Genomic DNA, 26,769 nt, shown 5'->3' with positions numbered 1-26,769 from the left:
GCCGGATGACCTTTGTAGGAGCGAATTCATTCGCGATGCGTTTTTTCAAACGATGACTTCCGGTTGTCTGTACCGACGTCTCGCGAATGAATTCGCTCCCACAGGTTTTGTATGCATCTGGGGGAGTCAGGGTTTCCGATAGTTAAGAATCACCAGCGTCAATACCCCCGCCACAATTCCCCAGAACGCCGACCCGATGGAAAACAGCGTCAGCCCTGACGCCGTGACCATGAAAGTGATCAACGCCGCCTCACGCTCTTTGGGTTCATTCATCGCCACGGTCAGCCCGTTGATGATCGAACCGAACAACGCCAGCGCCGCAATCGACAGCACCAGCTCTTTCGGGAACGCCGCGAACAACGCGGCCAGCGTCGCGCCGAACACACCGGCAATGGCGTAGAAAATCCCGCACCAGATCGCGGCGGTGTAGCGTTTGTTGCGGTCTTCATGGGCGTGCGGACCGGTGCAGATCGCTGCGCTGATTGCCGCCAACGTGATGCCGTGGGCACCAAACGGCGCCGTCACCAGCGAAATCAGGCCGGTGGCGGTGATCAGCGGAGAGGCAGGGACGTGATAGTCGTCGGCGCGTAACACGGCGACGCCCGGCATGTTCTGCGAGGTCATGGCGACAACAAACAGCGGGATCCCGATGCTGATGGTGGCGCCCAGCGAAAACGAGGGCGTGGTCCACACCGGCACGGCGACTTCCAGTGCAAAGCCGCTGAAATTCAACATGCCGAGCATCGCTGACAGCGCCACACCCACCAGCAGGGTGGCGAGCACCGCGTAGCGTGGCGAGAAGCGTTTGACGATCAGGTACGTGAAGAACATGCCCAGCACCAGGCCGGTACGGTGTTGCGCGGCGACGAATATTTCGCTGCCGATCTTGAAAAGAATGCCCGCCAGCAGGGCGGCCGCCAGGGAGGTGGGCAGGCGTTTGACCAGTTTCTCGAAGCTGCCGGTGATGCCGCAGATGAAGACCAGGATCGCGCTGGTGATGAAGGCGCCGATGGCTTCGGGATAGGCGACATGTCCCAGGCTGGTGATCAGCAGTGCGGCGCCCGGTGTAGACCAGGCGACGGTGATCGGGGTGCGGTAGCGCAATGACAGGCCGATGCTGCAGATCGCCATGCCCATGAACAGCGCCCAGATCCAGGAGGATATCTGCGCGGAGGTCAGGCCGGCGGCCTGGCCTGCCTGGAAGATCAGCACGAGGGAGCTGGTGACGCCGGTCATCATGGCGATGAAGCCGGCGACGATGGCGGAGGGCGAGCTGTCGGTGAGGGGGCGCAGTGGCGTGTGGGTCGCGTCGGTCATGCGGTCTATCCCTGGGGCGGCGAGTTGAGCAGGTTTGCAAGCGTATACGCAGTTGTGACAATTCGTTGCGATACAGCGGGGTGCGCAATAATCGGCACAGTTTCGGGTTTGGGCCATTGGCGTTCATGAGGGATGGCATATCAGGCGAGGTGAAGTTCTGGGGGCTGTGGTGGCGCTGATTTTTTGGGTTCTGCCTAACGGCAGAAGCGTTCCGCCTTCGGCGGGTTACTTGAAAACCGGAATGCCGGACCATCCCCAAGTAACCAAGGGTCCGCTCCCGGTTTGGCCTCGACTTCGTCGAGGTACCTTCACTCCGGCGACGCTCCGTGGGCCCGCCTGCGTTCAGCCTGCACCCAAGTCGCATTTTGTGTCGTCTGGACTTTCTTGGTATGAAGATCAAAAGCAGGAGCAAGAGCTCGATCGTTCCCACGCTCCGCGTGGTAACGCATTGCGTCAAAGAAAGACGGACGCGGAGCGTGGGAACAATCAATCTCCATGCGGTACAAAATCTGGCGCGATGTGTGGACAGATGAGATCCCTGTAGGAGACGTCGGAGGTTACGACGGCAGCGAACGCGGTGGGTCAGTGAAATAGATGGGGCTGACCCACCGCATTCGTCCGAGTGCGGCCCAGACCCTCGTAACCTCCGACTGCTCCTACAGGTTAATTTGTCGTTTCTGATTTCCGTGCAATCTGATCATTCATCTACAACGTGTGTGTGCTTTCGAGGCTCAGCTGCGGTTGAGGGTATTGCCCAATGCCTGATTCACGGCCAGCCAGCCATCCACGGCTTCGCGTCCGGCGTCGGCGAACACCCGTTGCAAGAGTCTCACCTGTTCGCGGCGCAGTGATTCTTCGAATTTCGCGCCTTCGGCAGTCAGCTCCAGCAGGCGTTTTCGTTTGTCGTCTTCGGGGGCGACGCTCAGGACCAATTCCATCTCGATCAACTGCCGCAGCGGTGTGTTCAGCGCCTGTTTGCTTACGCCCAGCACGGCAAGCAGTTCCTTCACGCTCAGCCCCGGATAGCGGGCGATGAAAAACACGATGCGTTGGTGAACCCGACTCAAGCCTCGGCGATCTAGCATTTCGTCGGCTTTTGCAGTGAACGCCTGATAACCGAAGAAAAACGCTTCCATGGCGATTTGTTGCGTCGCTGAATTTTTAAGGTCAAGCATATTGACGTATCCGGGTCTGTCGTCGTAGTTTCAGTCAACCAGTTTGACCTATTTCCATTTATTTCCGCCAGCGGTGATCTCATGGCATTTTCCGAACGCGTCACCCGCTTGAAGAGTTCTCTGATTCGCGAAATCCTGGCCGCCGCTCAGCGCCCGGACATGATGTCGTTCGCCGGTGGCCTGCCGGCCGAGGCGATGTTGCCGCAGAGCGAATGGTCGGACATGCCGCGCAGCATGGGGCAGTACGGTATGAGCGAGGGCGAACCGCAGTTGCGTGAAGCGCTCGCGGCCCAGGCCCGGGCGCTGGGTATTGCCTGCGAGGCCAGTCAGGTGATGATTGTCAGCGGTTCGCAGCAGACGCTGGACCTGGCCGCCAAGCTGTACATCGACAAAGGCACGGAAATTCTGCTGGAAGGCCCGACCTATCTCGCGGCGCTGCAAATCTTCCAGCTGTTCGGTGCCGACTGCCTGACCGTTCCGTTGCTCGCCGAAGGACCTGATCTGGACGTACTGCGTCAGCGCCTGGAACGCCATGCGCCGTCGTTCGCCTATTTGATCCCGACCTTCCAGAACCCGTCGGCCGTGCGCTACAGCGAAGAAGCGCGGGACGCCGTGGCGGCGCTGCTGGATGAATTTGGCGTCACCCTGATCGAAGACGAGCCTTATCGCGACCTGACGTTTGATGGCGGCAGCGCCAAGCCGATCGTCAGCCGCTTGAAGAAAGCCAGCTGGATTTACACCGGCACTGTGTCGAAAACCCTGATGCCGGGGCTGCGCGTGGGGTATCTGATTGCCACGCCGGACCTGTTTGCGCATCTGCTGAAACTCAAGCAGTCCGCTGACCTGCACACCAACCGTGTGGGCCAGTGGCAAGCCCTGCGGTGGATCGGCAGCGATCACTATCAGCAGCATCTGATGGAGTTGCGTGGCTTCTACCGTACTCGTCGAGACCAGTTCGAAGCGGCGCTGCAACGGCATTTCAGCGATCTGGCGCAGTGGAACAGCCCGCAAGGCGGCCTGTTCTTCTGGCTGACGCTCAAGGAAAAGATCGACACCCGTACGCTGCTCGACACGGCGTTGGCGCAGAACGTGGCGTTTATGCCGGGTGAACCGTTTTTCACCGACCCGGATGCCAACCCCGGTTATCTGCGCCTGAACTTCAGCCACATTGATCCCGCACGACTGGATGAAGGGTTGAAGCGACTGGCGGCTGTCATCAGACACGCACAGGCTGCCCATGCAGCCTGATACATTACGCACACGCACCACCGAGCAGGGTTGAGGGGAGAGCAGCAGATGTACAAGGTTTACGGCGATTACAACTCGGGCAACTGCTACAAGATCAAACTGATGCTGAGCCTTCTGGGCGCCCAGTACGAATGGGTGCCGGTGGACATTCTGAACGGGGAGACCGAAACCGAGGCGTTCCTTGAGAAAAACCCCAACGGCAAGATTCCCGTGCTGGAGCTTGAGGACGGCACCTGCCTGTGGGAGTCCAACGCGATTCTCAACTTCCTCGCTGAAGGCACGCCGTATCTGCTGACCGAGCCTCGCCTGCGCACGCAAATGCTGCAATGGCAGTTTTTCGAACAATACAGCCATGAACCGACCATCGCCGTGGCCCGCTTTATTCAGTTCTACCTGGGGCTGCCTGAAGCGCGTATGGACGAATACCGGTCGCTGCACAAGCGCGGTTACCGCGCGTTGAAGGTCATGGAGCAGCAGCTGCAGCGCACGCCGTTCCTGGTGGGCGAGCATTTTTCCATTGCGGACATAGCGCTCTATGCCTACACCCATGTCGCCCATCAAGGCGGTTTTGACCTGACTCAGTTCCCGGCCATCGAACGCTGGCTGGAGCGGATCAAGCAGCAACCGGGTTACGTCGGCATGCTGGATTGACAGCGAGGGCTGAGCCTTCACAGATAAAAAAGCCGGTCCTGGCAGCAGTGACCGGTTTTTTTATGTCTGAATGTTGTGTGCAACGCATGTGCGCTGGCGTTGATTTACGCTGCGCCCCCGTTTGGCTCAGGCCGGACGATCAACTGGAAAAGGGAGTAATTGATGCGATTCATGATGATAGCGGTGGGCATGTTCATGGCGCTGGGCATTGGCTGTTCGGCGCAAGCCGAAGATTGCGATGCTACGCAGGCGTCGATGAACCAGTGCGCGAGCAAGGAATACGCGGCCCTGGATGCCGATCTCAACAAACAGTACAAGACGCAGATGGCCTATCTGACGAATCCGGCACAGAAAAAAGCGCTGCAGGATGCTCAGAAGAAGTGGATCGCCTTTCGCGATGCCGATTGCCAGTATCAGGTGGGTAAGCGAGAGGAGGGCGGTAGCCTCTGGCCATTGGCGCAGGCGCAATGCCTGTCGGCACAGACCAAGGTGCGGGTCGAGCAGTTGAAGGGCTACGTGGCGTGTCGGCAGGAAGGCTGTCCTAAATAGCCGAAGGTCCGGACAGCGCGGATGCCATGGCCTGTCATGATTCCTGTGGGAGCGAATTCATTCGCGAATGATTGGCCAGACAAACCCTGTGTGTCGGGTATAAGGGCCAATCGCGAATGAATTCGCTCCCACAGGGTCTATGCCCGGCTTGAAATTCAGCGGTGTCTGGAATGATTCAAACCGCTGAAAAACGCTTGTCCAGGTAATCGATGATCACCTTCGACTCATACATCCACACCGTCTTGTCGCCTTCTTCAATGCGCAGGCAAGGCACTTTGATCTTGCCGCCTTCGGTCAGCAGGGTCTGACGATCGATCTCGTTGTTCTTCGCATCACGCAAGGCGACCGGCACGTTAAGGCGGCGCAGCGTGCGGCGGGTCTTCACACAGAACGGGCAGGCCTGGAACTGGTACAGCGTCAGGTCTTTTGCCGACGCTTCGACGGCGGCCTGAGCGTCCGGAGTGCGTTTTTTCTTGGCGGGGCGGGTCAGGAAATCGATCAGAATAACGAGCTGGCCCAGGCCAACCCTCAATGCCTTCATCAACATGCTTGAAACCTCGCGGCCGCGGACCTGAGGTCGCGGCCTTTCAGGACGCCCGGATCACTTGATCAGGCTAAGGAACTCGGTGCGGGTGGCCGCGTTTTCGCGGAATTCACCGAGCATCACCGAGGTGATCATCGAGGAGTTCTGCTTCTCGACGCCGCGCATCATCATGCACATGTGCTGGGCTTCAATGACCACGGCCACGCCGAGCGCGCCGGTGACCTGCTGAATGGCCTCGGCGATCTGGCGGCTGAGGTTTTCCTGGATCTGAAGGCGACGGGCGAACATGTCCACTATGCGCGCGACCTTCGACAGGCCGAGGACTTTGCCGCTCGGGATGTAGGCAACATGGGCCTTGCCAATGAAGGGCAGCAGGTGGTGTTCACACAGCGAATACAGCTCGATGTTCTTGACCACGACCATTTCGCTGTTGTCAGAACTGAACAGTGCACCGTTGGTGACTTCTTCCAGGGTTTGCTCATAGCCACGGCAAAGGTACTTCATGGCTTTGGCCGCACGTTTCGGGGTGTCGAGCAGGCCTTCGCGGGAGACGTCCTCGCCGAGTTGACCAAGGATCGCCGTGTAGTTCTGTTCCAGTGTCACAGGGTTGTGTTCCGTGTGGGTTCAAAAAACGCAGGATTGTCGGCCTGCAAAGGCGCACATAGTAGCGTAGCTGGGCGGGGAGGTGTACGGCGGGCGACCGACAAACCTGCGGCATGACGACGCCCGGCACGGTGTAAAGGCGCCTTTACCTAACCTTTACCGAGTGCATATGTCGAAATGTGTCCGATTGGTGTCTGAGTTAATGGGTGATAGATGCCCGGATGAAGAGAGTAATCATATGTTTAGCCGAATCGCGAAAATCGCACTGGTGATCGCCCTGACGTCGTCGGTTTCGGGATGTTTTTTTGGCCCTGGATGGGGTCGTCACGGAGGTTGGGACCATCGCCATTATGATGGCGGTCATTATTATGAAGGGCGGGGCGGCTATGGCCCGGGACCTGGTTATTATCGCCGCTGACCCTCATTCCGCTGATCGGGAGCCTGATCGAACGGATACGCCCTGATCCACAAAGAGACTCAAATAAAGGCCGCGACGGGCGTGTTTTCCCTTCGCGGCCTTTTGTTTGTTTACCGCTGCGTATCAATCTCGACACCCTACGGCTACCAAACAGCGACGCGGTTTCAACAGGATGTGCTGTCAGACGTTGCAGGTGATGAATGCCTGCTGTTAAGAGAGAGCAATGAACATGTTGAGTCGTATAGCGAAAGTCGCGATGGTGATCGCGGTCATGTCAGCCATGTCCGGCTGCTGGCCTTTCTGGGGGCCGGGCGGTGGAGGTCACGGCGGTGGGCAAGGAGGCGGTGGTGGTCACTACGAAGGTGGCGGCCCGGGTGGCGGCGGTGGACCCGGCCCGCGCTGATCAATTGCTAACCCGATGAGCCGCGTAGGAGCGCGCTTGCCTGCGATCGCGGTGCGTCAGCCGCACCTGTATAGCTGACCCCCTGAAATCGCGGGCAAACGCACTCCTGTTTGTTCGTTTAAGCGTTCTTACTCGTCGCGCCCTTCCATCATCGTGCGCTTGAGCATGACGTACACCGCACCGGCGCCACCGTGTTTGGCAATGCACGATGTAAACCCCAGCACCTGTTGATGTTGACGCAACCAGGTGTTGACGTGGCTTTTGATCATCGGGCGCTTGCCGTCCAGTCGTACCGCCTTGCCGTGTGTGATGCGCACGCAGCGGACTTCCAGCTTCGCTGCCTCGGCGAGGAACTCCCACATGGTTTCCCGCGCCAGTTCCACGCTCATGCCGTGCAGGTCAAGGCTGCCTTCGAAGCTGATTTGGCCCAGCTTGAGTTTGCGCATCTGGCCTTCCTGAACGCCATCGCGGGCCCAGTACAGTGTGTCCTCCGGTCCTACGTCGATCACGAACTGATCGGACAGGCCGTCGACGGTAATCGTCGCGTCGGAACGCACCGTCGCCGCCTGCCTCAGCTTGGCCAGATGCTTACGGTCGGGTTTGGGTTTGCCTACGTCGGCGTGTTCAGTCTTGATGGGCTTGACGCCACGAAGCTCACTTCTGAACAGGGAAAAGTCGTCGTCTTGCATGTCGGTCTCCGCGAGGGACGCCAGTTTAACCAAGTCACGCCGTTCTCGGCGCGACTAAAAACGTTCAAATGGCTGCGGATGACGCGGGGAGGGTCAGTCGTGTTTCTTCATCAGATGCGGAGACATGTTGAGCTCACCGGCGCGGCGACGACGCAGACGACTGCGACGCCAGAGCCAGACCCCGATGTACAGCAGGAACAGGCCGACAACAATCGTGACCACGGCACCGGCCGGGCTCGCATTAAGCTCACCCAACGCTGCCGGATGACCAATCAGACTGGCGATGCCGGCCATTGCAAGCAATACGCCGGCAGTTGCAAACAAGGCGGACAGCACAGCGCCAAAGCGCATCCGCCAGTTGCTCTGGCCTTTCGGGCGCAGGCGACGGGCATCGAAACCATCGGATATCTTCATCCCGACTTCCTCTATGGGTATCGGCGCTCTGACCAGCTTATGCCGGGGTGGTTCCCGTTTGGTCAGCGCTCAAAGGCAAACACGAGTGATTAACAGATAGGCGGTTATGTGAGATGCGTCACACGCCTGATGACTGCATTTGTACGCTTTTTCTTCAGGAACTGCCGGAAAATTGATCTTCGCGGAGCAACCCCGCGGATCATGGGTCAGTTCCTGATGAAGAGCGTCGCGTCAGATGAGGTCTTTGGTCAGCGCAAGCTTGGCGAAGTTGTCGTTCATGATTGCCATCTCCGCCTGCTGAACGAGCTCAGCCTTGATGACGCCGGTAGGTGTCGGCAGATCGCGGGTGGCGCAGGCGTCTTCAACCAGCGTGCAGCGGAAGCCGTAGTCCTTGGCCGCACGCACGGTGGTGCTGACGCTGGAGTGGCTCATGAAACCGCAGACCACCAGGTCCAGACGGCCCAGGTCCTCGAGGAGCTTGTGCAGAGTCTTGCGGTCGTCGGTGGTCACGGTGCCGTTCAGGGCGTTGGGCAGGCGTTTTTCGATGACGATTTCATCACCCTGAGGCATCAGCTCCGGGACGAACTTTCCACGTTCACCTTGGGGATCGAACATGCCGCCCACTGTCCCCAAATGGCGGACATGGATGATCGGTGATTTGGCGGCGCGCGCAGCGTCGACCAGTTTGACGATGTTGTCGATGGCCTCTTGAACGCCGGTCAGGGCCAAAGGACCACTGAGGTACTCTTTCTGGGCATCGATAATGATCAGCGTGGCATTGCTCAAGGTGGCCGCTGCATATTCGCGGCCACTGAGTTGAAACATGGTCTTTGGACCGGTCTTTGAAACAGACATCTGGGGCTCCTTCGAGTGGGGCTTTTGCCACATTGTCCACTGGCTGAGCGATTCTGTGAATCTCAATGCTCACAGGGCTCGCTTTTACCGGGCTTCAAGCCGTCGAGCAGGTCGCGGTTGCTGTCATATTGCCTGCAAATCGACACAAAGGCTGTGGAAAGTTTTCCGTGACAAGCGCCTGTCGGGCTCAGGCATCGTTTGTTGCGTGGATGGCTGCTAGAATCGCCCGTCGTTTTTTCAAGGAGTCTGCTGTGATCACTTCCCGCCTGCGCACCCTGCGCGATCATATCCGTTGGGCCGTCAGCCGCTTTCACGGGGAAGATCTTTTTTATGGTCATGGCACCGACAACGCTTGGGATGAAGCCCGTCAACTGGTGCTGGGCGCGTTGCACCTGCCTTGGGAAATCTCCGACGCCTACCTGGATTGCAACCTGGAAGACGACGAACTGGTCAATCTGCAGCGTTTGATCAAGCGGCGTATCGACGACCGCGTGCCGACGGCATATCTGCTGGGCGAGGCGTGGTTCTGCGGAATGTCGTTCATTGTCGACGAGCGCGTGCTGATTCCGCGTTCACCGATCGGCGAGCTGATCGAGAACCGGTTTGAACCCTGGCTGGGTCAGGAGCCTGCGCGCATCCTCGACCTGTGCACCGGTTCCGGCTGCATCGGCATCGCCTGCGCCGATGTGTTCCCGGACGCCGAGGTGGCGCTGGCGGACCTGTCGTTCGAAGCACTGGAAGTGGCGAACCAGAACATTGAACGCCACGGCCTGGATGAGCGGGTGTACACCGTGCAGGGCGACGGCTTCGACGGCTTGCCGGGTCAACGCTTCGACCTGATCGTCTCTAATCCACCGTATGTCGATGCCGAAGACTTCGCGGACATGCCGGACGAATACCAGCATGAACCCGAGCTGGCGCTGGCGTGTGGTGATGACGGCCTGAATCTGGTTCGACGCATGCTGGCGCAGGCGGCGGATCACCTGACCGAGAAGGGCTTGTTGATCGTTGAAGTAGGCAACAGCCAGGTGCACGTCGAGGCGCTGTACCCGGAAGTGGACTTCGCCTGGCTGGAATTCCAGCGCGGCGGCCATGGTGTGTTCATGCTGACGGCTGAACAGTGCCGGGCGCATCAGGCGGTGTTTGCGGCGCGGGTGTAAGCCACCGCCAATCATTGTAGGCGCCGGCTTGCTGGCGATGGGGAGTGTCAGGTTTCAATAGGTCAACTGACAGGCCGCTTTCGCCAGCAGCCGGCGCCTCAGGTTTTGCGGTATCGACTTACCGATGCGTCGCAATCCAGATCAACAGTCCCGCCTGAAACACCGCAAAGGTCACCAGGCACGCAATCGTGAAGCGCAGCCCGCTGTCGTCGCGGCGGTATTTACTGACCTTGTCTTCGGCCTTCTTGATCGTGACTTCCTGGTCCTGAATCTTCTGTTCAGCCTGTTGCAGCATGTGCGCGGCGTCGAGAATCTCGACGATCTGCACTTTATCGGTGTTCCAGGTGTTGTTCAGGTTGGCGACTTTGACATCCTTGATGCTGCCTTTGAGGTGCTGAGGGTCGGCATACGCCACCTCGAAACCCTGCGTTTTCAGAAAGTGGTCGCGACGCAGGCGGGTGTCTTCGTTAAGCGCGTCCTTGTTGGCCAGCGCCGTGCCAGCGATTTTGTAGTCGGACCAGCGTTTCTGTGCCCAGTGAATGCCCTGCGCCACCATGAATCGGCCCAGGCCGCGGTTCCACGGTTCGATCTGCAGGCCCGACTCCGGCCCGATGCGCACCGCGCGATTGGCGTGGTCGACCCAAATGTCCAGATGGTTCTGTTCCTTGCGGGTTTTCTGGCCCGGCAAGTGGTAGCTCATGCGCAGCAGGCTGAACTCCTTGCTGTTGCGCTCGGCCCGCCCGAATTCGACAAAGCGCAGCGGCCGGCCGCCGGTGGCACGGTCAGTGGGCAACGGGGCCAGGCGCAGCATCGAAAAATGCTCGGCCTGCACGTCATCCCACAGCACGGGGGCTGCGACGTCACCTTCTTTGGCGTCGGTCGGGGCGGCCGCTTCGGCCTCAATAGTTGCTTCTGTCATCACGGCGGTCCTGTTCTCGACATTGCTCGGCAACACAATGCCTGCACCCCGCTATCGGCCGTTTTCGGCGAAGCTGAAGGGAAAGAAGGGGAGATGGGCGCAGAAGACCTGTGGGAGCGAATTTATTCGAGAAAGGGGGACAGACGACGCAGGGGCAGCGTCAGAAAGACCTTCGCGAATGAATTTGCTCCCACCGAAGCATTGAGACAGGCCTCAGGCAGCGGGAACAGAACCGATGAATTTCATGATGCGATCGGACAGCTCGCTGGCCAGTGGCAATTGCGGGTCTTTATAAGACGCAAGCTGGCGCTTCATGTCCATCGGCACGATGCGCAGGACATGGTTCATGCCGTCGATGATCGCCAGCTGCGAGTCCGGTTTGGCCTTGTGCAGCAATTGTGCATCGCCAACGCCAACTTGCATGTCGTTACGGCCTTGAATGATCAGGGTCGGGATCTTCAGCTTGCTGAAAGCGGCCGCAGGGTTTTGTCGAAACAAGGAAATCAGGTACGGCTGCACGCTTGGGCGGAACACCACCTGTAACGGCTCGGGGACGTTGTCGTCGGTCTTGCCCGCTTTGATCTCTTCGATCAACTCCTCACTGCGCGCGAGCAGAGGCGGGGGCAAGCGGTATTGCAGCTGTTCGCGCACCACCTGATCGACCGGGCGACCGGTGCCTGCGACCGAGATCAACGCCGTCGCGCCCGCGCGTTCAGCGGCCAGCGTGGCCACCAGCGCGCCCTCGCTGTGCCCCATCAGGATCAACTGACCCAGGCGCGGGTCGGTCTTGAGCTTCTCGGCCCAGGCCACGGCATCGTCCACGTACTTTTCGATGCTCAAGTGACGTTCGTCCGGTGTCGCTGGTCGACTGGCTGCCACGCCGCGCTTGTCGTAGCGAACACTGGCGATGTTGTGCTTGGCCAGAATCAGCGCCAGGCGCTTCATGCTGTCGTTTCGACCGCCGTCGGGGTTGTTACCGTCGCGGTCGGTCGGACCGGACCCGGCAATGATCAGCACCACCGGCACTGGCGTGGTGGATTTTGGCAGCAGCAAGGTGCCGAACAGCTCGCCGGTGCCGGTGTCGAGGGTGATCGGTCGCTGCAGCACGACCGGTGTGCCGGCGTGGGCCAGAGAAGACAAGAGCGTGAGGGTCAAAGCGATTACTCGCAGCGGCAGCAAGCCGCGGATCAGGGACATGGCACGTAGCATCGCAGGGTCATCGTCAATAAAGTGTCAATTGGATGCGGACAATCGAAGAAGGTTCGAGGGTGATTCACGCGATCAGCCTGCGTATACTGGCGGGCTCGTGTGTTTGAACGATTTTTCGGAGCCTTCCCGCATGTCCGGCAATACCTACGGCAAGCTGTTCTCTGTCACCACCGCCGGCGAAAGCCATGGTCCGGCGCTGGTTGCTATCGTCGACGGCTGCCCGCCGGGTGTCGAGTTGTCCCTGGAAGACTTGCAGCGTGACCTCGACCGCCGCAAGCCCGGCACCAGCCGCCATACCACGCAGCGTCAGGAAGCGGACGAGGTCGAAATCCTCTCCGGCGTGTTCGAAGGCAAGACCACCGGCGCCTCCATCGGCCTGCTGATTCGCAACACCGACCAGAAGTCCAAGGACTATTCGGCCATCAAGGACCTGTTCCGCCCGGCCCACGCCGACTACACCTATCACCACAAGTACGGCATACGCGATTACCGCGGTGGCGGTCGCAGTTCTGCCCGTGAAACCGCGATGCGTGTCGCTGCGGGCGCCATTGCCAAAAAGTACCTGGCGACCCAGGGCATCACGGTGCGCGGCTACATGAGTCAGCTGGGCCCTATCGACATCCCGTTCAAGACCTGGGACTCGGTCGAGCAGAACGCCTTCTTCAGCCCGGACCCGGACAAAGTGCCCGAGCTGGAAGCCTACATGGACCAGCTGCGTCGCGATCAGGATTCGGTCGGGGCAAAAATCACCGTGGTCGCCGATGGCGTGATGCCCGGCCTCGGCGAGCCTATCTTTGACCGCCTGGACGCTGAGCTGGCCCACGCGCTGATGAGTATCAACGCCGTCAAAGGCATCGAAATCGGCGCCGGTTTCGACAGCGTTGCCCAGCGTGGCACCGAACACCGCGATGAACTGACGCCGGAAGGCTTCCTGTCCAACAATGCCGGCGGCATCCTGGGTGGTATTTCCTCCGGACAGCCCATCGTCGCCCATCTGGCCTTGAAGCCTACCTCGAGCATCACCACGCCGGGCCGTTCGATCGATGTCGACGGCAACCCGGTCGATTTGATCACCAAGGGCCGTCACGACCCGTGCGTCGGTATCCGTGCAACGCCCATCGCCGAAGCAATGATGGCCATCGTGCTGCTTGACCATTTGCTCCGCCATCGCGGACAGAACATGGACGTGCGGGTGAATACGCCGGTTCTGGGTCAACTGTAATGCCGCCATCCGGTGCCGCTGCCACGGGCGTTTGAACGTGGCAGCGCTTCCTTACTGGCGCCTGTCCAGTTTCTACCTGTTCTATTTCGCCTTGCTGGGCTCCACGGCGCCGTTTCTGGCGCTGTATTTCGATCATCTGGGGTTTCCCAGTGCGCGCATCGGTGAGCTGGTCGCGATTCCCATGCTGATGCGGTGCGTGGCGCCGAATCTCTGGGGCTGGCTCGGGGACTACACGGGCCGCCGACTGGCCATCGTGCGCTTCGGTGCAGTGTGCACGCTGGCGTGTTTTTCGCTGATCCTGTTCGACACGTCCTATGCCTGGCTGGCCATGGTCATGGCTCTGCACGCCTTCTTCTGGCATGCGGTGTTGCCGCAATTCGAAGTCATCACGCTGGCGCACCTTCAGGCCCAGACCGCGCGCTACAGCCAGATCCGCCTGTGGGGTTCCGTAGGCTTCATCCTGACCGTGGTCGGACTGGGTCGACTGTTCGAGTGGTTCAGCCTGGACGCGTATCCGCTGGCCTTGTTGCTGATCATGGCCGGAATCGTTGGCAGCAGCTGGTGGGTGCCGAACGCTCAGCCGCCAGCCTCTGGCCAGCGCCCGGCGGGTGAAGGCTTTTTCAAGCAACTGTTGAGTCCCGGTGTGCTGGTCTTTTATATCAGCGTCGCGCTGATGCAGTTGAGTCACGGCCCGTATTACACCTTCCTTACGCTGCACCTGGAGCACCTTGGCTACAGTCGCGGGATCATCGGCATGCTTTGGGCCGTGGGTGTGGTCGCCGAAGTCTTGATGTTCATGGCCATGAGCCGGGTTCTACAGCGCTTCAGCGTGCGCCACGTTTTGATCACAAGCTTCGCGCTCGCGTCTCTGCGCTGGCTTTTGCTGGGCAATTTCGCCGATCATTTGCCAGTGCTGATATTCGCCCAGCTGTTGCATGCGGCCACGTTCGGCAGTTATCACGCCGCTGCCATACATTTCCTGCAACGTAGTTTCGGCCCCCGCCAGCAAGGCCAGGGACAGGCGCTTTATGCCGCATTGTCCGGCACCGGCGGCGCCATGGGTGCGTTGTATTCAGGTTACAGCTGGAATGCGCTAGGCGCTGGCTGGACCTTCGCCATTGCCAGCCTGGCGGCGTTTATTGCCGCGATTCTGGCTGCCACCTGTATGAAAGAGGAGCGCGTATGAGTCGCGAATCATTGGCTCAAGAAATCATCGAAGCCGGGCGCTTTCTGTATGGCCGTGGCTGGTCGCCCGCCACCAGCAGCAACTACTCGGCAAGGCTGTCGGCCAGCGAGGCGCTGCTGACGGTTTCTGGCAAACACAAAGGGCAGCTCGGTGTCGACGATGTACTGGCCACCGACCTGGCGGGTAACAGCCTGGAGCCGGGCAAGAAACCCTCCGCCGAAACCTTGCTGCACACCCAGCTCTACCGCTGCAGGCCTGAAGTGGGCGCGGTGTTGCACACCCACTCGGTGAATGCGACGGTGCTGTCGCGGCTGACCGAGGGCGACCGTCTGGTGTTCGAAGATTACGAACTGCAGAAGGCGTTCAGCGGTGTGGTCACCCATGAATCCCGCGTGGTCGTGCCGATTTTCGACAACGATCAGGACATCGCACGGCTGGCCCTGAAGGTTCAGCCGTGGCTCGACCAGCATCCCGATTGCGCCGGTTATCTGATTCGCGGCCACGGTTTGTACACTTGGGGTGCGAAGATGAGCGATGCTTTGCGCCAGATCGAGGCGTTTGAGTTCCTGTTCGAGTGCGAACTCAAAACCATGGCCGTCATGAATCGCCAACCCTGATTCACGAGCCGTCCCCGCATTTCTTGTGGATTGCCTGACTGAACCCGCGCCCGACCGGCCCCCAGAGCCGGCGCGCGTTGACTGAACCGAGGAACACCGTAATGAGCAGTCTCTCCGTCTATCATGTGTCATCTCCGCAATTGCCGAACAAGGTCCTGACTCACCTTGAAGACATCGCGTCGACCCTGGCCGAGCACGGCGTTGCATTCGATCGCTGGCAGGCGGCAACCCCGATTACGCCGGGCGCCAGTCAGGAGGAGGTGATCAACGCCTATCGCGTGCAGATCGACCAACTGATGACCGAGCGCGGCTACGTGACCGTCGACGTGATCAGCCTCAACAGCGACCATCCACAGAAAGCCGAACTGCGCGCCAAGTTTCTTGACGAGCATCAGCATGCCGAGGATGAGGTGCGCTTCTTCGTCGCCGGGCGTGGTTTGTTTACCCTGCACATCGGCGACTTCGTCTACGCGGTGTTGTGCGAGAAAAACGATCTGATTTCCGTTCCGGCCGGCACGCGCCACTGGTTCGACATGGGCGAAAACCCGCACTTCGTCGCGATTCGCCTGTTCAACAACCCGGAAGGCTGGGTGGCGAACTTCACCGGTGAGTCCATCGCCAGCCAGTTCCCGCGCCTGGAAGACTGAGAAACCCATGGCAATCAAAGCAATTCTGACCGACATCGAAGGCACCACCAGCGCCGTGAGCTTCGTCTTCGACGTGCTGTTTCCGTATGCCGCCGCGCACCTGCCGGATTACGTGCGGCAGCACGCGACCGAGGCCGAGGTGGCCGCGCAGCTTCAGGCGGTGCGCAACGACAGTGCTGAGCCTCAGGCCGATGTCGAGCGCGTCATTGAGATTCTGCTCGGCTGGATCGCCGAGGACCGCAAGGCCACGCCGCTCAAAGCGTTGCAGGGGATGGTCTGGCAGCAAGGTTATTTGGCGGGGCAGCTCAAGGGGCACGTATATCCGGATGCGGTCGAAGCGCTTCAGCGCTGGCATCGTGAGGGCTACGCGCTGTACGTGTACTCGTCAGGCTCGATCCAGGCGCAGAAGCTGATCTTCGGACGGTCCGAGGCAGGCGATTTGTCCGGTCTGTTCAGCGGCTACTTCGATACAACGTCCGGTCCCAAGCGTGAGGTGCAGTCCTACCGCACGATCGCCTCCGCCATCGGGCATCCGGCTCAGGACATCCTGTTCCTCTCCGACATCGTCCAAGAGCTGGACGCGGCCGGGCAGGCGTCCATGGCGACCTGCGCACTGGTGCGCGACGGCGCAGTGCTGGCCGGGCACACGAATGTCGTCAGTTTCGCGCAGATTGATCCCGCCACGTTCTGACCCTTGCTGTGTCGGATTGAACCCACGGCCGATGTCTCTGACATCGGCCGTTTTTTTGGTAAATCGTCAAAAATGTAAGCACGTTTTGGTTATTTTGTGGGAAGCGGCCTGTTTACGAGTCAGGCATGCCTGTTTGTTTTCGCCTTTATGTTTAACCCTCCCGGACTGTGTAACCCTTCACCTGTCGGAACCTGACAGCCGATTTGGCGCTTCCCGGTCGCTGCTTCCAGCCGTGTCCGAAGCGTCCTTTGCGACTGCAATCAACTTAAAACTCTAAAGAGCCTTCAGGGACGACACATGACGTTTTTTAAACGGAGGGGAAGATGAAAAACGTGCAAACAGGGACGCTGAGTCCGTTGATACAGCAGATGGTCAGCAGCATTACCGAGCAGGATGGTGACGCCGCGATTGCCAATGCGCTCGACTGGCTAAGGGAGGAGTGTCGCTGTGAGCGAGCGATGCTCTATCAATACCGCAACGGTTCCCTGCTCAGCTGTATCACATCCAATGTCGACAGTTACTGGAAGGATCTCTACTGCCAGGGACGACTGATGATCGAGGACCCGGTCATCCGTTGCTTTCGTCGCACCATGGGGTTTCTGGATTGGGAGGAGGCATTCCAGACCTACCCACCGTCGTCTGCCTACATGGCGGCGGTAGAAGACTGCCAGCTGTTGCCGGCGTTTTCATATGGCTACAGCAGTCAAAATCGGACCAATCAGGGCGTGGTCACCATCTGTTCGCTCAATGGGATGACGCGCCCCCTGACCCACAATGACCGGTATTTGCTGACCAGTCTCGTTCCCATGCTGCATGTGGCAGGCAAGGGCCGGCAACTGCAGACCCGTGCGCTGACGCCCAAGGAACTGGAGATTCTCAAATGGGCTCGCGAGGGTAAAACCGCCTGGGAGATTGGTCTGATCAAGGACGTATCCGAAGCAACGGTCAAGCATCACTTCAAGAGCATCTACGCCAAGCTGGGTGTCACCAATCGGGCTCAGGCCGTTGGCGAGGCGCTGTGTCGCGGCATCATTCAGTAGTCACGGCAACCGTCGTTTCTTGAGTGCCCGCACATAAAAAAACCGCGATTGCCAAGGCGATCGCGGTATTCAAGGGATGCTTCAAAGGATGCAGCGGGTCAATCGGTCGGGCTACCCGTCGTCGCAGACTGCGATCAGCGGGTGTGGTACGTCGGCAGGTCGAAACGGTGTTGGCTCTGCAACATCGAGATAGCCGGGAGTTCACTGGCCTGCGCCGCAAGGTCACGGCGGATGGCGCTGATCACCCATTCCAGCTGCACAGGAGTGTGCAACTGAGCGTAGGACACCGAGCGACGAATCTGTTTGCCTTCACTGTTACGCAGGGAAAGCAGTACACCACCATCCGGGCGCGGCTGGGTGTTGACTTCGAAATCGGAAAATACGGATGCGAATTTTTCTTGGATAAAAGTCATGTCTAGCGGCTCCATTGCTCAGTGATAACAAGCTTGGTAGGACTAGTGCAGTGACTGTGCCAGTATTCGATCCTAAACAAATGCCTTTAAAATCAATGATTTATGTTTTTTCTTATTTTTTGTTTTCGTGCAATTTGCATGAACGGCCATCAGGCATCCTGCATTTTGCGGGAGAGGGGGAGCTGAGAAGGGAGCCAAACAGGCGCTGCTAAAAAGTCAGACAGCGATATCCCGGATTTATTTCGTGTGGTGGGAGTGAATTTTCTGAACGTCGATGGACGGCATTTTCTATGACCATCATCAAAAAGGTTTTGTGGCCCTGCACGCGTCAAAACTGGCATGGTAGGCGGCATCAGCGGGAACTTGACCACATCCGTGTGTCTCTGAGAATTTCTGACGCAGAAAGCCGCGACCGAACAATTGATCATGCGTGCCACGCAGTGGCGCTACAGGAGTAATGGAATGTCTGATGCCCCGAATACCCCGGGTTCTGCCACCCGCATGTCGGATGAAGAGGCGCTGGAGTTTGCCGAGCAGGTGTTCGACCGTGCGCGCGCCGGTGATGCCACGATGCTGGACCGTTTGCTCGAGAACGGGCTGACCCCCAACCTGCGCAATCACAAGGGCGACACCTTGCTGATGCTGGCCAGCTATCACGGCCATCAGGACGCCGTCCGCGTGCTGCTCAAGCATGGCGCCGACCCTGAAATTCGTAACGACAACGGTCAGAGCCCAATTGCCGGCGCGGCCTTCAAGGGCGATCTGGACGTTGTACGTATCCTGGTAGAAGGCGGTGCAGAGGTCGAAGGGGCTTCGGCCGATGGCCGTACCGCGCTGATGATGGCGGCGATGTTCAACCGCACGGTCATTGTCGATTACCTGATCAGCAAAGGCGCTAACCCCCATGTTCAGGATGCCAAGGGCGTCACGCCGCTGATGGCCGCTCAGACCATGGGCGCCACCGAGACAGCAGAACAGTTGACGCGCCTGAGCGTTTAACGCCCGGGGGAGGCGAAGCGATAGAGGCGCGAGGGATTTCCGGCTATCCTTCGCGCCTGTTTTTTGCCTCCGGATCACACCGCCATGAAAGCCGCACTCATCGAATTCATCAGCAAGATCAGCTCCGGCTGCATGAGCGACGAGGAAATCGTGAAGATTGCCGACGAAGCCGCCCAGGCTTACGCCGACCCGGACGCGTTTCTGGCCGCCAATCCCGACATCAACTACGACGACACCTTTCCCATCCCGCTGGGTGAGTGGATCGTTGTGGGCAGCTTGCCGGAAACCGTGATGTTCCAGGCCGATACTTACATGGATCTGTTCGCGGAAATCACGGCGTCCTTCGGCCCGGATGTGGCCTTCAACATCAAGCCAAAGCAACTGGCGAAAACCGAACCGCTGACGGCGTTGAACAGAATCCAGATCCAGCTGGGCAGCATGAACAAGGAAATGGGCGGGTATGTGCTGATGAATCTCAGCGAGCCGCTGGATGATGAGCTGCAGACCGTGCTGGTGTATGGCTGCGATCAGGCGCGGGTCATGGCGCTGGGTGTCGAGCTGGGGATTCTGATCGAGCCTGCGCTGGAGGCCCTTAAAGCGCAGGGCTGAAGGCGCGTCGCTAGCAGTGAAATATCCTGCCGACCAACGGAACCCTTGGTGAGCGCCACCACTCCTAACTGGGCAAGCCTTCAATAAGGAGCGACACCATGGGTTCCACCTTTAATGGTCTGATTGGACTGATCATTCTGGCCCTCGATATTTGGGCCATCATCAACGTTTTGAAGAGCGGTGCGGAAACCGGGATGAAGATCCTCTGGGTCCTGCTGATCGTGCTGCTTCCGGTCCTCGGTCTGATCATCTGGGCCATCGCGGGTCCACGAGGCAACGTGCGCATCTAAACTGTCGACAAGGCTCAGAACACCAACGCCTGATTGCATGCCTGCAATCAGGCGTTTTTCATGGTGCCGCCGCAAGATTCGACCTGTCATGCCCGGCGACGTAGAATGCGCGCCTTTCTTGTGGGCGGCCCGCCGTCCTGCCATCAGTATTTATCGGGGACTCCATCCATGAGCGATTATCAAGAAACGTTGTATGAAGGCTACGGCCAACGCTTCCGCATTGAAAAAATGCTTCACGAAGTGCGTACCGAGCATCAGCACCTGGTGATCTTCCAGAACCCGCGCATGGGTCGCGTGATGGCACTGGACGGCGTGATCCAGACCACCGAAGCCGACGAGTTCATTTACCACGAGATGCTGACCCACGTGCCGATCCTCGCGCACGGCCTTGCCAAGCGTGTGCTGATCATCGGCGGTGGCGACGGCGGCATGCTCCGTGAAGTGGCCAAACACGCGACCGTTGAGCACATCACCATGGTCGAGATCGACGGCACCGTGGTCGAAATGTGCAAAGAGTTTCTGCCGAACCACTCCAAGGGCGCGTTCGACGATCCACGTCTGAACCTGGTCATCGACGATGGCATGCGTTTCGTCGCCAACACCCAGGAAAAGTTCGACGTCATCATTTCCGACTCCACTGACCCGATCGGTCCAGGCGAAGTGCTGTTCTCGGAAAACTTCTATCAGGCTTGCCATCGTTGCCTGAACGAGGGCGGAATCCTGGTCACCCAGAACGGCACGCCTTTCATGCAGATGAGTGAAGTGCAGACCACTGCGGGCCGCATGAACGGTCTGTTTGCCGACTGGCACTTCTACCAGGCCGCCGTGCCGACCTACATCGGCGGCGCGATGACCTTCGCGTGGGGCTCCACCAACACCCAATACCGCAAATTGTCGCTGGATACCTTGCGTCAACGATTTGCAGGCAGTGGCATCGTTACCCGCTATTACAACCCTGAGATCCACATTGGCGCCTTCGCGCTGCCGCAGTACGTGCTTCAAGCCCTGAACAAGCCAAGCAACGTCTGAATCGTCTCCTTTTGTCATCTATACGTAACATTAAGGACCGGATGTTACGTATACGCAGCAAATTGTTGTGCGTCCTTTGTGTTACGTATACATTCCATTGATCTCGGAATGTTATGTAGGCATGACACGTGGACGCGACCTTGTTGATGGAACGCCTGGGTACCCAGATAGCGCAGATGCGCAAGAATCGAGGGCTGACGCTGGTTGAGTTGGCGGCGCAATCCGGCATGACCCGACAGAAGCTGGCCGAAGTCGAGAAGGGCAGTCCGACGGTTTCCATGAGTTTCTACGCCAAGGCACTCGCCGCTCTGGATAGCGAAATCAAAGTCGTGCCTGCTCGACGGCCTTCGTTCGAAGAGTTGCGTGAGGTTTTCCGATGAATCCACTTGATCGGGTGCGAATCCTCACGCCGCAAGGGCAGAGCGGTGAGCTGTCACTGACTGAATCCGGCGACTACCTGTTCCGTTACGGGCTCGACGCAGTGCCGGCGTCGCAGGTCAGCCTGACCATGGCCGTGCGCGACGCAGCCTATACGTCGCGCAGCCTGCACCCCGTGTTTCAGATGAACCTGCCTGAGGGCTACGTGCTGGAGCAACTGCGTAATCGTCTGGCCAAAAGCACACCCATCAACCCCATGTTGCTGATCGCACTGACGGGGAGCGGTTCGCCCATAGGGCGCGTGGCTGTTCAGGCTCCGGCCATCGAGCAGCTTCTGGGCGGCAGCCGTGATGCACCGGGCAAGAGTCTGAAGCAGATTCTCAGTTGGGACGGTGCTCATGACCTGTTCGCCGAACTGGTTGACAGCTACATCCTGCGCACCGGGATTTCTGGCGTTCAGCCCAAAGTGCTTGTGCCGGAAGGCGATGGTCCCGCGGATCCCAAGGCGACCTTGTTGATGCCTGAGCTCATCGTGAAGTCCGGCAGGGCAGACTTTCCCGGACTCGCGATCAACGAATACGTGTGCATGGATGCTGCGCGCCGAGCGGGCATGCCTGTGCCTGAGTTTTATTTGTCCGACAACCGCCAGTTATTCGTCATGCGTCGTTTTGATCGGGAGCCGGATCAGCGACCTATCGGTTTCGAAGACATGGCGGTGCTGATGGGGCTGGGTACAGAGCAAAAATACAATTCCAGCTACGAAAACATTTCCCGAGCCATCGGTCTGTTCTGTGCGCCAGATCATGTGGCGTCGTCGCGCGAGCAGTTCTTCGACATCGTCGCGCTGAGTTGCATGGTCGGCAACGGTGATGCACATCTGAAGAATTTCGGGGTTCTCTACCGCGATCCGTTGGGGGCTGATGCGCAACTCGCGCCGGCTTACGACATTGTAAATACCACCGCGTACATAGAAGAAGACAGCCTGGCACTGCGGTTGGCGGGTTCGAAAAGTCTGTATGGTTCGCGGTTGGGCATTCTCGATCTGGCGTCAGCATGCAATATCCAGAAACCTCAACCCAGAATCAAACGGCTGATTTCGGCGGTGCAGGCTTCTCTCGAACATAATGCGGCCCTGGCGGCGGACGCTCCCAAGGTGTTTCAAGCGATTGAGTACGCGTTGGAGCTCTATGCACGGTCCTTCAGCTAGCGCCACGCGCCAGTTTGTAAGTAAATATTTGAATCTCGCCAAAACAACGGAATTTTCACCGCTTTGTCGGGAAAATCCGCGCGGTTTCCCAGCGTTGCGTGAGCATGCCCCCGGGTTTTCACCCGATCGCCCATGAAGAATGTGCCGCATTGGTGGTAAACCCCGGGCGATCACGTAATATTTGCCCCCCGCGACTCACACCGGCGTTTCGATGTCACCGGTCGCACAGGCTTTTCGAACTTAAACCTGAATCCAACGGATCCTACGACACATGGCCAAAACGGACGCCCTGGCGCGCGCGCCGCAACCTACCGTCAAATCGCATCTGGCTTACACGCTGTTGAGCGGCCTGGCGTTGATGGTGCTGTACACCCTGTTGCGCGTTGCGCTGCTGGTCTACAACCGTGAAGGCATCGGCGCCACGCCGGCCTCGACGTTCATTGAAGCGTTCGGCAATGGCCTGCGTTTCGACCTGCGTCTGGTGGTGTACATCCTCATTCCACTGATACTGGCCCTGTTCAGTGCGCGGTTGATGGCGGCACGTGGACTGTTTCGTTTCTGGCTGACCCTGGTCGCCAGCCTGACGACGTTCTTCGGCTTGATGGAAATGGACTTCTACCGTGAGTTTCACCAGCGCCTTAACGGTCTGGTGTTCCAATACGTGAAGGAAGATCCGAAAACCGTCCTGAGCATGATCTGGTACGGCTACCCGGTGGTCCGCTACCTGCTGGCCTGGGCATTGCTCACCTGGCTGTTGAGCCTGGTGTTCAAAGGCATTGACCGGGTGACCCGTCCGCGCGGCGGCTTCAATATCGGCAGCTCGAGTAATCGTATCGTGGCGCCGTGGTATACCCGCGTCGTGGTCTTCGTCCTGTGTCTGGCCGTGGCCGTGCTCGCTGCTCGCGGCACGTTGCGCCAAGGCCCGCCATTGCGTTGGGGTGACGCCTATACCACCGAATCGAACTTCGCCAACACCCTTGGCCTGAACGGTACGCTGACCTTGATCGCCGCGGCCAAAAGCCGGATGTCCGAGGATCGCGACAACATCTGGAAGGCCACGCTGCCACAGCCGCAGGCTCAGCAGACCGTGCGTGACATGCTGATGACCGTCAACGACAAACTGGTCGATCCCGACAGCGCTGCCGTGCGTCGCGAGTTCACGCCGCCAGCCAGCAACACGCTGCCGATCAAGAACGTCGTCGTCATCCTGATGGAAAGCTTCGCCGGTCACTCGGTCGGTGCGCTGGGCGATAAGTCCAACATTACGCCGTACTTCGACAAGCTGTCCGAAGAAGGGCTGTTGTTCGATCACTTCTTCTCCAACGGCACGCACACCCACCAGGGCATGTTCGCCACCATGGCTTGCTTCCCGAACCTGCCGGGCTTCGAATACCTGATGCAGACCCCGGAAGGCAGCCACAAACTGTCGGGCCTGCCGCAGTTGCTCAGCGCGCGCAAGTACGATGACGTGTACGTCTACAACGGCGACTTCGCCTGGGACAACCAGTCCGGTTTCTTCAGCAACCAGGGCATGACCAACTTCATCGGACGCAACGATTTCGTCAATCCGGTGTTCTCCGATCCTACGTGGGGCGTGTCCGACCAGGACATGTTCGACCGTGGCGCGCAGGAACTGAAAGCCCGCGAAGCCAAGGGCCGTCCGTTCTATGCCTTGCTGCAAACCCTGTCGAACCACACGCCGTATGCGCTGCCAGCCAATCTGCCGGTAGAGCGCGTGACCGGTCATGGCACGCTGGATGAACACTTGACCGCGATGCGTTATTCCGACTGGGCGCTGGGTCAGTTCTTCGAGAAGGCCAAGAAAGAGCCTTACTACAAGGACACGCTGTTCGTGGTCGTGGGCGACCATGGCTTCGGCAACAACGAGCAGATCACCGAGATGGACCTGGGCCGCTTCAACGTCCCGATGCTGATGATCGCGCCAGGCCTTCAAGACAAGTTCGGCAAGCGCAGCAGCATCGTCGGCACGCAGATCGACATCGTGCCGACCATCATGGGCCGTCTGGGCGGCGACACCGTGCATCAGTGCTGGGGTCGTGACCTGCTGAACCTGCCAGCGGGCGATCTGGGCTTTGGTGTGATCAAACCATCTGGCAGCGAGCAGACCGTTGCGCTGGTCACAGGCAATCGCATCCTGATCGAACCAAAAGAGATGGAGCCGAAGGTCTACAGCTATGAGTTGGGCACCAAGCCTCACGCTGAAGTGATGCCGGATGCGCCGGACGTGGCCGAGTTGCGCAAGAAGCTGGACAGCTTCCTGCAGACCGCGACCAAGAGCCTGCTGGATAACACGGCGGGTGTGAAAGACGCCAAGCCGTAGGTTCGCAGTGTCATGAAAAGAGGCCCTCGCGGCCTCTTTTTTTGCGTTGCATTTTGAGAGCTGTATTCTTCAGACGTATCGCCACAAGGTCTTCGCCTTGCCAGCAAAAGCGTTCCGCCTTCGTCTGAGTGTTCTCGCGCTGGTGATGCTTCGTGGACTCGCGCTGACTGGAGAACCCTCGCCTGACAGCGCATCTTGATGATGCAGGATTGGAAAATGTATCGATTTAGTTGTTCTCCATTCGCGTGCAAGTCGGAAAGACTGGAGGAACAACAGAACCCGTTGGATTGGCCAAGGATGGCTGACGGATCAGGCAATTAAGACAGGGAAAGCAACTATGACTCAACATTCACTCCGACTCGACCAGGTGTCGTTGCACCTGCCCGACGGGCGCGTACTGTTTGATCGCTTGAACCACACCTTCAGTACCAAGGCCACGGGAATCGTCGGCGCTAATGGCTGTGGCAAATCTTTGCTTGGTCAGATCCTGACGGGGGAGCGACTGCCCACCAGCGGCACTGTCCGTCGCGAAGGGCGGATTTATGCCGTGGCGCAGTTACTGGAACCTGAGCGTTATCCCAGTGTTGCTGCGCTGGCGGGCGTCGACTCCATTCTGGCGGCGCTGGACCGCATTGCCCAAGGCAGTGCCGACGATGAGGACCATGCGCTGGCGGCCGACCAATGGGATTGCGCTGCACGCCTTAATGCCGAATTGGCCCAGATCGGTCTGGGCCATTTGGATGCCGACTCGCGCACAGAAGACCTTAGCGGCGGCGAGCGGCAGCGGGTTGCGCTGCTCGGGGCGTGGTTGTCCCAGGCTGACTGGCTCATTCTGGATGAGCCCAGTAACCATTTGGATATTGATCAGCAGCGCAAGCTTGCGGGGCAGATTGATCGCTGGCCCAACGGCCTGGTCTTGATCAGCCACGATCGCGGACTATTGGAGCACGTGAATGAAATCATCGAGCTTTCGCCCTTGGGGCTGGCGGTTTATGGCGGCAACTACAGTCAGTATGCGGCGGAGCGCGAGCAGAAACAGCAGTCGTTTCAGGCGGCATTGCAAGGTGAGCGGGCGCAGGCCAAGCGTGAGCGACGAGAGATGGTGGTTCAAATGGAGCGTCAGCAACGGCGTAATGCGCGCGGCGACCGTCAGGCCCGCGACGGCAATCAAACCAAGCTGATCACCAACGCCCAGAAAGAACGGAGTGAAAACAGTCAGGGAAAATCGCGTCTCAATCAGCTGATGGCCCGTGAGCACCAGCAGCAAAGGATCACCGAGGCTCGTGCGAGATGTGCGCCGGACACTCAACGCCTGATGTTATCCCCGCAGAGCGTAGTGCCCGATGGGAAGCTGATTGTGCAACTCAACGATGTGATTCTCCCTTTCGGTTACGCGGCACCGGTCAATCTGACATTGACCGGGCGTATGCGCGTGGCGATCTTGGGCCCCAACGGCAGTGGTAAGTCGACCTTGATGCGAGTGATTGCCGGCCAACTGCCTGCACGCGCAGGCGAGGTCATCTGCAATTGCAATGTGGCTTGGCTGGATCAACACGCCGGATTGCAGCGCCCTGAACGCAGTGCGGTGCAATGGCTTTTCGAGAGCAATCCACAGTTGCCGGAATCCGAAGCGAGAACTCGTTTGGCGCAAATGGGTATCGATGCAGATCGAGTGGGTTTGAAGACTGCTCAGTTGAGTGGAGGTGAACGCCTGAAAATAGCATTAGCAGCGCAGCTGTACGCGCAGCACCCACCGCAACTGCTATTGCTGGACGAGCCTGATAACCATCTTGATCTCCCAAGCAAGATTGCGCTGGAGCAGATGCTCAATCAGTACGAAGGTGCGTTAATTGTCGTGTCCCACGACAGCGAGTTTTTGCGATCCATTGGTTTGGATGCGCATGTTTATCATCTATCGGTGGATCGGTGATGGGGGCGGTCTTTTC

29 protein-coding genes are annotated in these 26,769 nt (G+C 59.0%); 19 read left to right on the top strand and 10 right to left on the bottom strand.

Going from position 1 to position 26,769, the window contains the following annotated elements; genetic code table 11:
* Window positions 1–126: 126 nt before the first annotated feature.
* Window positions 127–1,317: a benzoate/H(+) symporter BenE family transporter gene (locus BLS87_RS20940; protein WP_074755191.1), complete on the bottom strand. Its 1,191-nt coding sequence runs from the start codon at window positions 1,315–1,317 to the stop codon at window positions 127–129.
* Window positions 1,318–2,048: 731 nt separating this feature from the next.
* Window positions 2,049–2,492, bottom strand: coding sequence for a MarR family transcriptional regulator (locus BLS87_RS20935; protein ID WP_074755190.1), 444 nt, complete (start codon window positions 2,490–2,492; stop codon window positions 2,049–2,051).
* An 81-nt stretch (window positions 2,493–2,573) separates the two neighbouring features.
* Between BLS87_RS20935 and BLS87_RS20930 the strand changes: the two genes are divergently transcribed.
* From BLS87_RS20930 to BLS87_RS20920, 3 genes are all read left to right on the top strand, one after another.
* Window positions 2,574–3,740: an aminotransferase-like domain-containing protein gene (locus BLS87_RS20930; RefSeq protein WP_074755188.1), complete on the top strand. Its 1,167-nt coding sequence runs from the start codon at window positions 2,574–2,576 to the stop codon at window positions 3,738–3,740.
* 48 nt (window positions 3,741–3,788) lie between these two features.
* Complete coding sequence (locus BLS87_RS20925) at window positions 3,789–4,391, top strand: glutathione S-transferase family protein (RefSeq protein WP_074755186.1); 603 nt, start codon at window positions 3,789–3,791, stop codon at window positions 4,389–4,391.
* Between the two features lie 162 nt (window positions 4,392–4,553).
* Window positions 4,554–4,940 carry a lysozyme inhibitor LprI family protein gene (locus BLS87_RS20920; protein WP_074755184.1) on the top strand — a complete coding sequence of 129 codons (387 nt, stop codon included), beginning with the start codon at window positions 4,554–4,556 and terminating at the stop codon, window positions 4,938–4,940.
* Between the two features lie 175 nt (window positions 4,941–5,115).
* Here BLS87_RS20920 and BLS87_RS20915 read toward each other — a convergent pair whose 3' ends face one another.
* Both BLS87_RS20915 and folE read right to left on the bottom strand, forming a co-directional pair.
* Window positions 5,116–5,487 carry a glutathione S-transferase N-terminal domain-containing protein gene (locus tag BLS87_RS20915; protein ID WP_074755182.1) on the bottom strand — a complete coding sequence of 124 codons (372 nt, stop codon included), beginning with the start codon at window positions 5,485–5,487 and terminating at the stop codon, window positions 5,116–5,118.
* A 54-nt stretch (window positions 5,488–5,541) separates the two neighbouring features.
* The gene (folE, locus tag BLS87_RS20910; RefSeq protein ID WP_074755179.1) at window positions 5,542–6,087 is read right to left on the bottom strand and encodes a GTP cyclohydrolase I FolE; all 546 of its coding nucleotides are present in this window, start codon (window positions 6,085–6,087) and stop codon (window positions 5,542–5,544) included.
* A 647-nt stretch (window positions 6,088–6,734) separates the two neighbouring features.
* On the opposite strand from folE, the gene BLS87_RS34220 reads away from it, so the two are divergent.
* Window positions 6,735–6,908: a hypothetical protein gene (locus tag BLS87_RS34220; protein ID WP_167362087.1), complete on the top strand. Its 174-nt coding sequence runs from the start codon at window positions 6,735–6,737 to the stop codon at window positions 6,906–6,908.
* Between the two features lie 128 nt (window positions 6,909–7,036).
* Here BLS87_RS34220 and BLS87_RS20895 read toward each other — a convergent pair whose 3' ends face one another.
* The 3 genes from BLS87_RS20895 to BLS87_RS20885 all read right to left on the bottom strand — a co-directional run bounded on the left by BLS87_RS20895 (window position 7,037) and on the right by BLS87_RS20885 (window position 8,866).
* Window positions 7,037–7,597 carry a Smr/MutS family protein gene (locus BLS87_RS20895; RefSeq protein ID WP_074755173.1) on the bottom strand — a complete coding sequence of 187 codons (561 nt, stop codon included), beginning with the start codon at window positions 7,595–7,597 and terminating at the stop codon, window positions 7,037–7,039.
* 93 nt (window positions 7,598–7,690) lie between these two features.
* Window positions 7,691–8,011: a hypothetical protein gene (locus BLS87_RS20890; RefSeq protein WP_074755171.1), complete on the bottom strand. Its 321-nt coding sequence runs from the start codon at window positions 8,009–8,011 to the stop codon at window positions 7,691–7,693.
* A 231-nt stretch (window positions 8,012–8,242) separates the two neighbouring features.
* Complete coding sequence (locus BLS87_RS20885; RefSeq protein ID WP_074755169.1) at window positions 8,243–8,866, bottom strand: cysteine hydrolase family protein; 624 nt, start codon at window positions 8,864–8,866, stop codon at window positions 8,243–8,245.
* 251 nt (window positions 8,867–9,117) lie between these two features.
* Here BLS87_RS20885 and prmB point away from each other — a divergent pair, with 251 nt between their 5' ends.
* Window positions 9,118–10,026 (top strand): 50S ribosomal protein L3 N(5)-glutamine methyltransferase, encoded by a 909-nt coding sequence (prmB, locus tag BLS87_RS20880; RefSeq protein ID WP_074755167.1) that lies wholly within the window; start codon window positions 9,118–9,120, stop codon window positions 10,024–10,026.
* 118 nt (window positions 10,027–10,144) lie between these two features.
* On the opposite strand, the gene BLS87_RS20875 is transcribed toward prmB, so the two are convergent.
* Together BLS87_RS20875 and BLS87_RS20870 are read right to left on the bottom strand one after the other, a co-directional pair.
* Window positions 10,145–10,945 (bottom strand): hypothetical protein, encoded by an 801-nt coding sequence (locus tag BLS87_RS20875; protein ID WP_074755165.1) that lies wholly within the window; start codon window positions 10,943–10,945, stop codon window positions 10,145–10,147.
* A 213-nt stretch (window positions 10,946–11,158) separates the two neighbouring features.
* Window positions 11,159–12,154 (bottom strand): alpha/beta hydrolase, encoded by a 996-nt coding sequence (locus BLS87_RS20870; RefSeq protein ID WP_074755163.1) that lies wholly within the window; start codon window positions 12,152–12,154, stop codon window positions 11,159–11,161.
* 130 nt (window positions 12,155–12,284) lie between these two features.
* Here BLS87_RS20870 and aroC point away from each other — a divergent pair, with 130 nt between their 5' ends.
* The 6 genes from aroC (at window position 12,285) to BLS87_RS20840 (ending at window position 17,557) form a co-directional block, all read left to right on the top strand.
* Window positions 12,285–13,376, top strand: a complete 1,092-nt coding sequence (aroC, locus tag BLS87_RS20865) for a chorismate synthase (protein WP_074755161.1) — start codon at window positions 12,285–12,287, stop codon at window positions 13,374–13,376.
* A 37-nt stretch (window positions 13,377–13,413) separates the two neighbouring features.
* Window positions 13,414–14,562, top strand: coding sequence for an MFS transporter (locus tag BLS87_RS20860; RefSeq protein ID WP_074755159.1), 1,149 nt, complete (start codon window positions 13,414–13,416; stop codon window positions 14,560–14,562).
* Entirely contained in the window at window positions 14,559–15,179 is a 621-nt protein-coding gene (locus tag BLS87_RS20855) for a methylthioribulose 1-phosphate dehydratase (RefSeq protein WP_074755157.1), read from the top strand. Before BLS87_RS20860 ends, BLS87_RS20855 begins: the two co-directional genes overlap by 4 nt.
* A 101-nt stretch (window positions 15,180–15,280) precedes the next feature.
* A complete protein-coding gene (locus BLS87_RS20850) occupies window positions 15,281–15,826 on the top strand; it encodes a 1,2-dihydroxy-3-keto-5-methylthiopentene dioxygenase (protein WP_074755155.1) in 546 nt (181 codons plus the stop codon).
* Window positions 15,827–15,833: 7 nt separating this feature from the next.
* Window positions 15,834–16,517, top strand: a complete 684-nt coding sequence (mtnC, locus tag BLS87_RS20845; protein ID WP_074755153.1) for an acireductone synthase — start codon at window positions 15,834–15,836, stop codon at window positions 16,515–16,517.
* A gap of 323 nt (window positions 16,518–16,840) precedes the next feature.
* Window positions 16,841–17,557, top strand: coding sequence for a helix-turn-helix transcriptional regulator (locus tag BLS87_RS20840; protein ID WP_074755151.1), 717 nt, complete (start codon window positions 16,841–16,843; stop codon window positions 17,555–17,557).
* A 134-nt stretch (window positions 17,558–17,691) separates the two neighbouring features.
* Here BLS87_RS20840 and BLS87_RS20835 read toward each other — a convergent pair whose 3' ends face one another.
* Entirely contained in the window at window positions 17,692–17,970 is a 279-nt protein-coding gene (locus tag BLS87_RS20835) for a DUF3509 domain-containing protein (protein ID WP_062385760.1), read from the bottom strand.
* 462 nt (window positions 17,971–18,432) lie between these two features.
* Between BLS87_RS20835 and BLS87_RS20830 the strand changes: the two genes are divergently transcribed.
* From BLS87_RS20830 to BLS87_RS20795, 8 genes are all read left to right on the top strand, one after another.
* Window positions 18,433–18,969 (top strand): ankyrin repeat domain-containing protein, encoded by a 537-nt coding sequence (locus BLS87_RS20830; RefSeq protein ID WP_074755149.1) that lies wholly within the window; start codon window positions 18,433–18,435, stop codon window positions 18,967–18,969.
* 84 nt (window positions 18,970–19,053) lie between these two features.
* On the top strand, window positions 19,054–19,578 hold the full coding sequence (locus BLS87_RS20825) for a hypothetical protein (RefSeq protein ID WP_074755148.1): 525 nt from the start codon (window positions 19,054–19,056) through the stop codon (window positions 19,576–19,578).
* 98 nt (window positions 19,579–19,676) lie between these two features.
* Window positions 19,677–19,868, top strand: a complete 192-nt coding sequence (locus BLS87_RS20820; RefSeq protein WP_074755146.1) for a PLDc N-terminal domain-containing protein — start codon at window positions 19,677–19,679, stop codon at window positions 19,866–19,868.
* Between the two features lie 168 nt (window positions 19,869–20,036).
* Window positions 20,037–20,897, top strand: coding sequence for a polyamine aminopropyltransferase (speE, locus tag BLS87_RS20815; RefSeq protein ID WP_074755144.1), 861 nt, complete (start codon window positions 20,037–20,039; stop codon window positions 20,895–20,897).
* 128 nt (window positions 20,898–21,025) lie between these two features.
* Window positions 21,026–21,277 (top strand): helix-turn-helix domain-containing protein, encoded by a 252-nt coding sequence (locus BLS87_RS20810; protein ID WP_074755142.1) that lies wholly within the window; start codon window positions 21,026–21,028, stop codon window positions 21,275–21,277.
* Window positions 21,274–22,482, top strand: coding sequence for a type II toxin-antitoxin system HipA family toxin (locus BLS87_RS20805; protein ID WP_074755140.1), 1,209 nt, complete (start codon window positions 21,274–21,276; stop codon window positions 22,480–22,482). The genes BLS87_RS20810 and BLS87_RS20805 overlap by 4 nt, the downstream gene beginning before the upstream one ends.
* A 271-nt stretch (window positions 22,483–22,753) precedes the next feature.
* Complete coding sequence (locus BLS87_RS20800; RefSeq protein ID WP_074755138.1) at window positions 22,754–24,823, top strand: LTA synthase family protein; 2,070 nt, start codon at window positions 22,754–22,756, stop codon at window positions 24,821–24,823.
* A gap of 337 nt (window positions 24,824–25,160) precedes the next feature.
* Window positions 25,161–26,753, top strand: coding sequence for an ABC-F family ATP-binding cassette domain-containing protein (locus BLS87_RS20795; RefSeq protein WP_074755136.1), 1,593 nt, complete (start codon window positions 25,161–25,163; stop codon window positions 26,751–26,753).
* Window positions 26,754–26,769 lie beyond the last annotated feature (16 nt).

This window comes from Pseudomonas abietaniphila, from assembly GCF_900100795.1.
Classification (GTDB): domain Bacteria; phylum Pseudomonadota; class Gammaproteobacteria; order Pseudomonadales; family Pseudomonadaceae; genus Aquipseudomonas; species Aquipseudomonas abietaniphila.
This window is presented reverse-complemented; position numbering and strand designations above follow the sequence as displayed.

What these genes read in the sequence shown, in the direction of transcription:
- BLS87_RS20940 (WP_074755191.1), bottom strand. Translation starts at nt 1,317, where the DNA reads ATGACCGACGCGACCCACACGCCACTGCGCCCCCTCACCGACAGCTCG.
- BLS87_RS20935 (WP_074755190.1), bottom strand. Translation starts at nt 2,492, where the DNA reads ATGCTTGACCTTAAAAATTCAGCGACGCAACAAATCGCCATGGAAGCG.
- BLS87_RS20930 (WP_074755188.1), top strand. Translation starts at nt 2,574, where the DNA reads ATGGCATTTTCCGAACGCGTCACCCGCTTGAAGAGTTCTCTGATTCGC.
- BLS87_RS20925 (WP_074755186.1), top strand. Translation starts at nt 3,789, where the DNA reads ATGTACAAGGTTTACGGCGATTACAACTCGGGCAACTGCTACAAGATC.
- BLS87_RS20920 (WP_074755184.1), top strand. Translation starts at nt 4,554, where the DNA reads ATGCGATTCATGATGATAGCGGTGGGCATGTTCATGGCGCTGGGCATT.
- BLS87_RS20915 (WP_074755182.1), bottom strand. Translation starts at nt 5,487, where the DNA reads ATGTTGATGAAGGCATTGAGGGTTGGCCTGGGCCAGCTCGTTATTCTG.
- BLS87_RS34220 (WP_167362087.1), top strand. Translation starts at nt 6,735, where the DNA reads ATGTTGAGTCGTATAGCGAAAGTCGCGATGGTGATCGCGGTCATGTCA.
- BLS87_RS20895 (WP_074755173.1), bottom strand. Translation starts at nt 7,597, where the DNA reads ATGCAAGACGACGACTTTTCCCTGTTCAGAAGTGAGCTTCGTGGCGTC.
- BLS87_RS20890 (WP_074755171.1), bottom strand. Translation starts at nt 8,011, where the DNA reads ATGAAGATATCCGATGGTTTCGATGCCCGTCGCCTGCGCCCGAAAGGC.
- BLS87_RS20885 (WP_074755169.1), bottom strand. Translation starts at nt 8,866, where the DNA reads ATGTCTGTTTCAAAGACCGGTCCAAAGACCATGTTTCAACTCAGTGGC.
- BLS87_RS20875 (WP_074755165.1), bottom strand. Translation starts at nt 10,945, where the DNA reads ATGACAGAAGCAACTATTGAGGCCGAAGCGGCCGCCCCGACCGACGCC.
- BLS87_RS20870 (WP_074755163.1), bottom strand. Translation starts at nt 12,154, where the DNA reads ATGCTACGTGCCATGTCCCTGATCCGCGGCTTGCTGCCGCTGCGAGTA.
- aroC (WP_074755161.1), top strand. Translation starts at nt 12,285, where the DNA reads ATGTCCGGCAATACCTACGGCAAGCTGTTCTCTGTCACCACCGCCGGC.
- BLS87_RS20855 (WP_074755157.1), top strand. Translation starts at nt 14,559, where the DNA reads ATGAGTCGCGAATCATTGGCTCAAGAAATCATCGAAGCCGGGCGCTTT.
- BLS87_RS20850 (WP_074755155.1), top strand. Translation starts at nt 15,281, where the DNA reads ATGAGCAGTCTCTCCGTCTATCATGTGTCATCTCCGCAATTGCCGAAC.
- mtnC (WP_074755153.1), top strand. Translation starts at nt 15,834, where the DNA reads ATGGCAATCAAAGCAATTCTGACCGACATCGAAGGCACCACCAGCGCC.
- BLS87_RS20840 (WP_074755151.1), top strand. Translation starts at nt 16,841, where the DNA reads ATGAAAAACGTGCAAACAGGGACGCTGAGTCCGTTGATACAGCAGATG.
- BLS87_RS20835 (WP_062385760.1), bottom strand. Translation starts at nt 17,970, where the DNA reads ATGACTTTTATCCAAGAAAAATTCGCATCCGTATTTTCCGATTTCGAA.
- BLS87_RS20830 (WP_074755149.1), top strand. Translation starts at nt 18,433, where the DNA reads ATGTCTGATGCCCCGAATACCCCGGGTTCTGCCACCCGCATGTCGGAT.
- BLS87_RS20825 (WP_074755148.1), top strand. Translation starts at nt 19,054, where the DNA reads ATGAAAGCCGCACTCATCGAATTCATCAGCAAGATCAGCTCCGGCTGC.
- BLS87_RS20820 (WP_074755146.1), top strand. Translation starts at nt 19,677, where the DNA reads ATGGGTTCCACCTTTAATGGTCTGATTGGACTGATCATTCTGGCCCTC.
- speE (WP_074755144.1), top strand. Translation starts at nt 20,037, where the DNA reads ATGAGCGATTATCAAGAAACGTTGTATGAAGGCTACGGCCAACGCTTC.
- BLS87_RS20805 (WP_074755140.1), top strand. Translation starts at nt 21,274, where the DNA reads ATGAATCCACTTGATCGGGTGCGAATCCTCACGCCGCAAGGGCAGAGC.
- BLS87_RS20800 (WP_074755138.1), top strand. Translation starts at nt 22,754, where the DNA reads ATGGCCAAAACGGACGCCCTGGCGCGCGCGCCGCAACCTACCGTCAAA.
- BLS87_RS20795 (WP_074755136.1), top strand. Translation starts at nt 25,161, where the DNA reads ATGACTCAACATTCACTCCGACTCGACCAGGTGTCGTTGCACCTGCCC.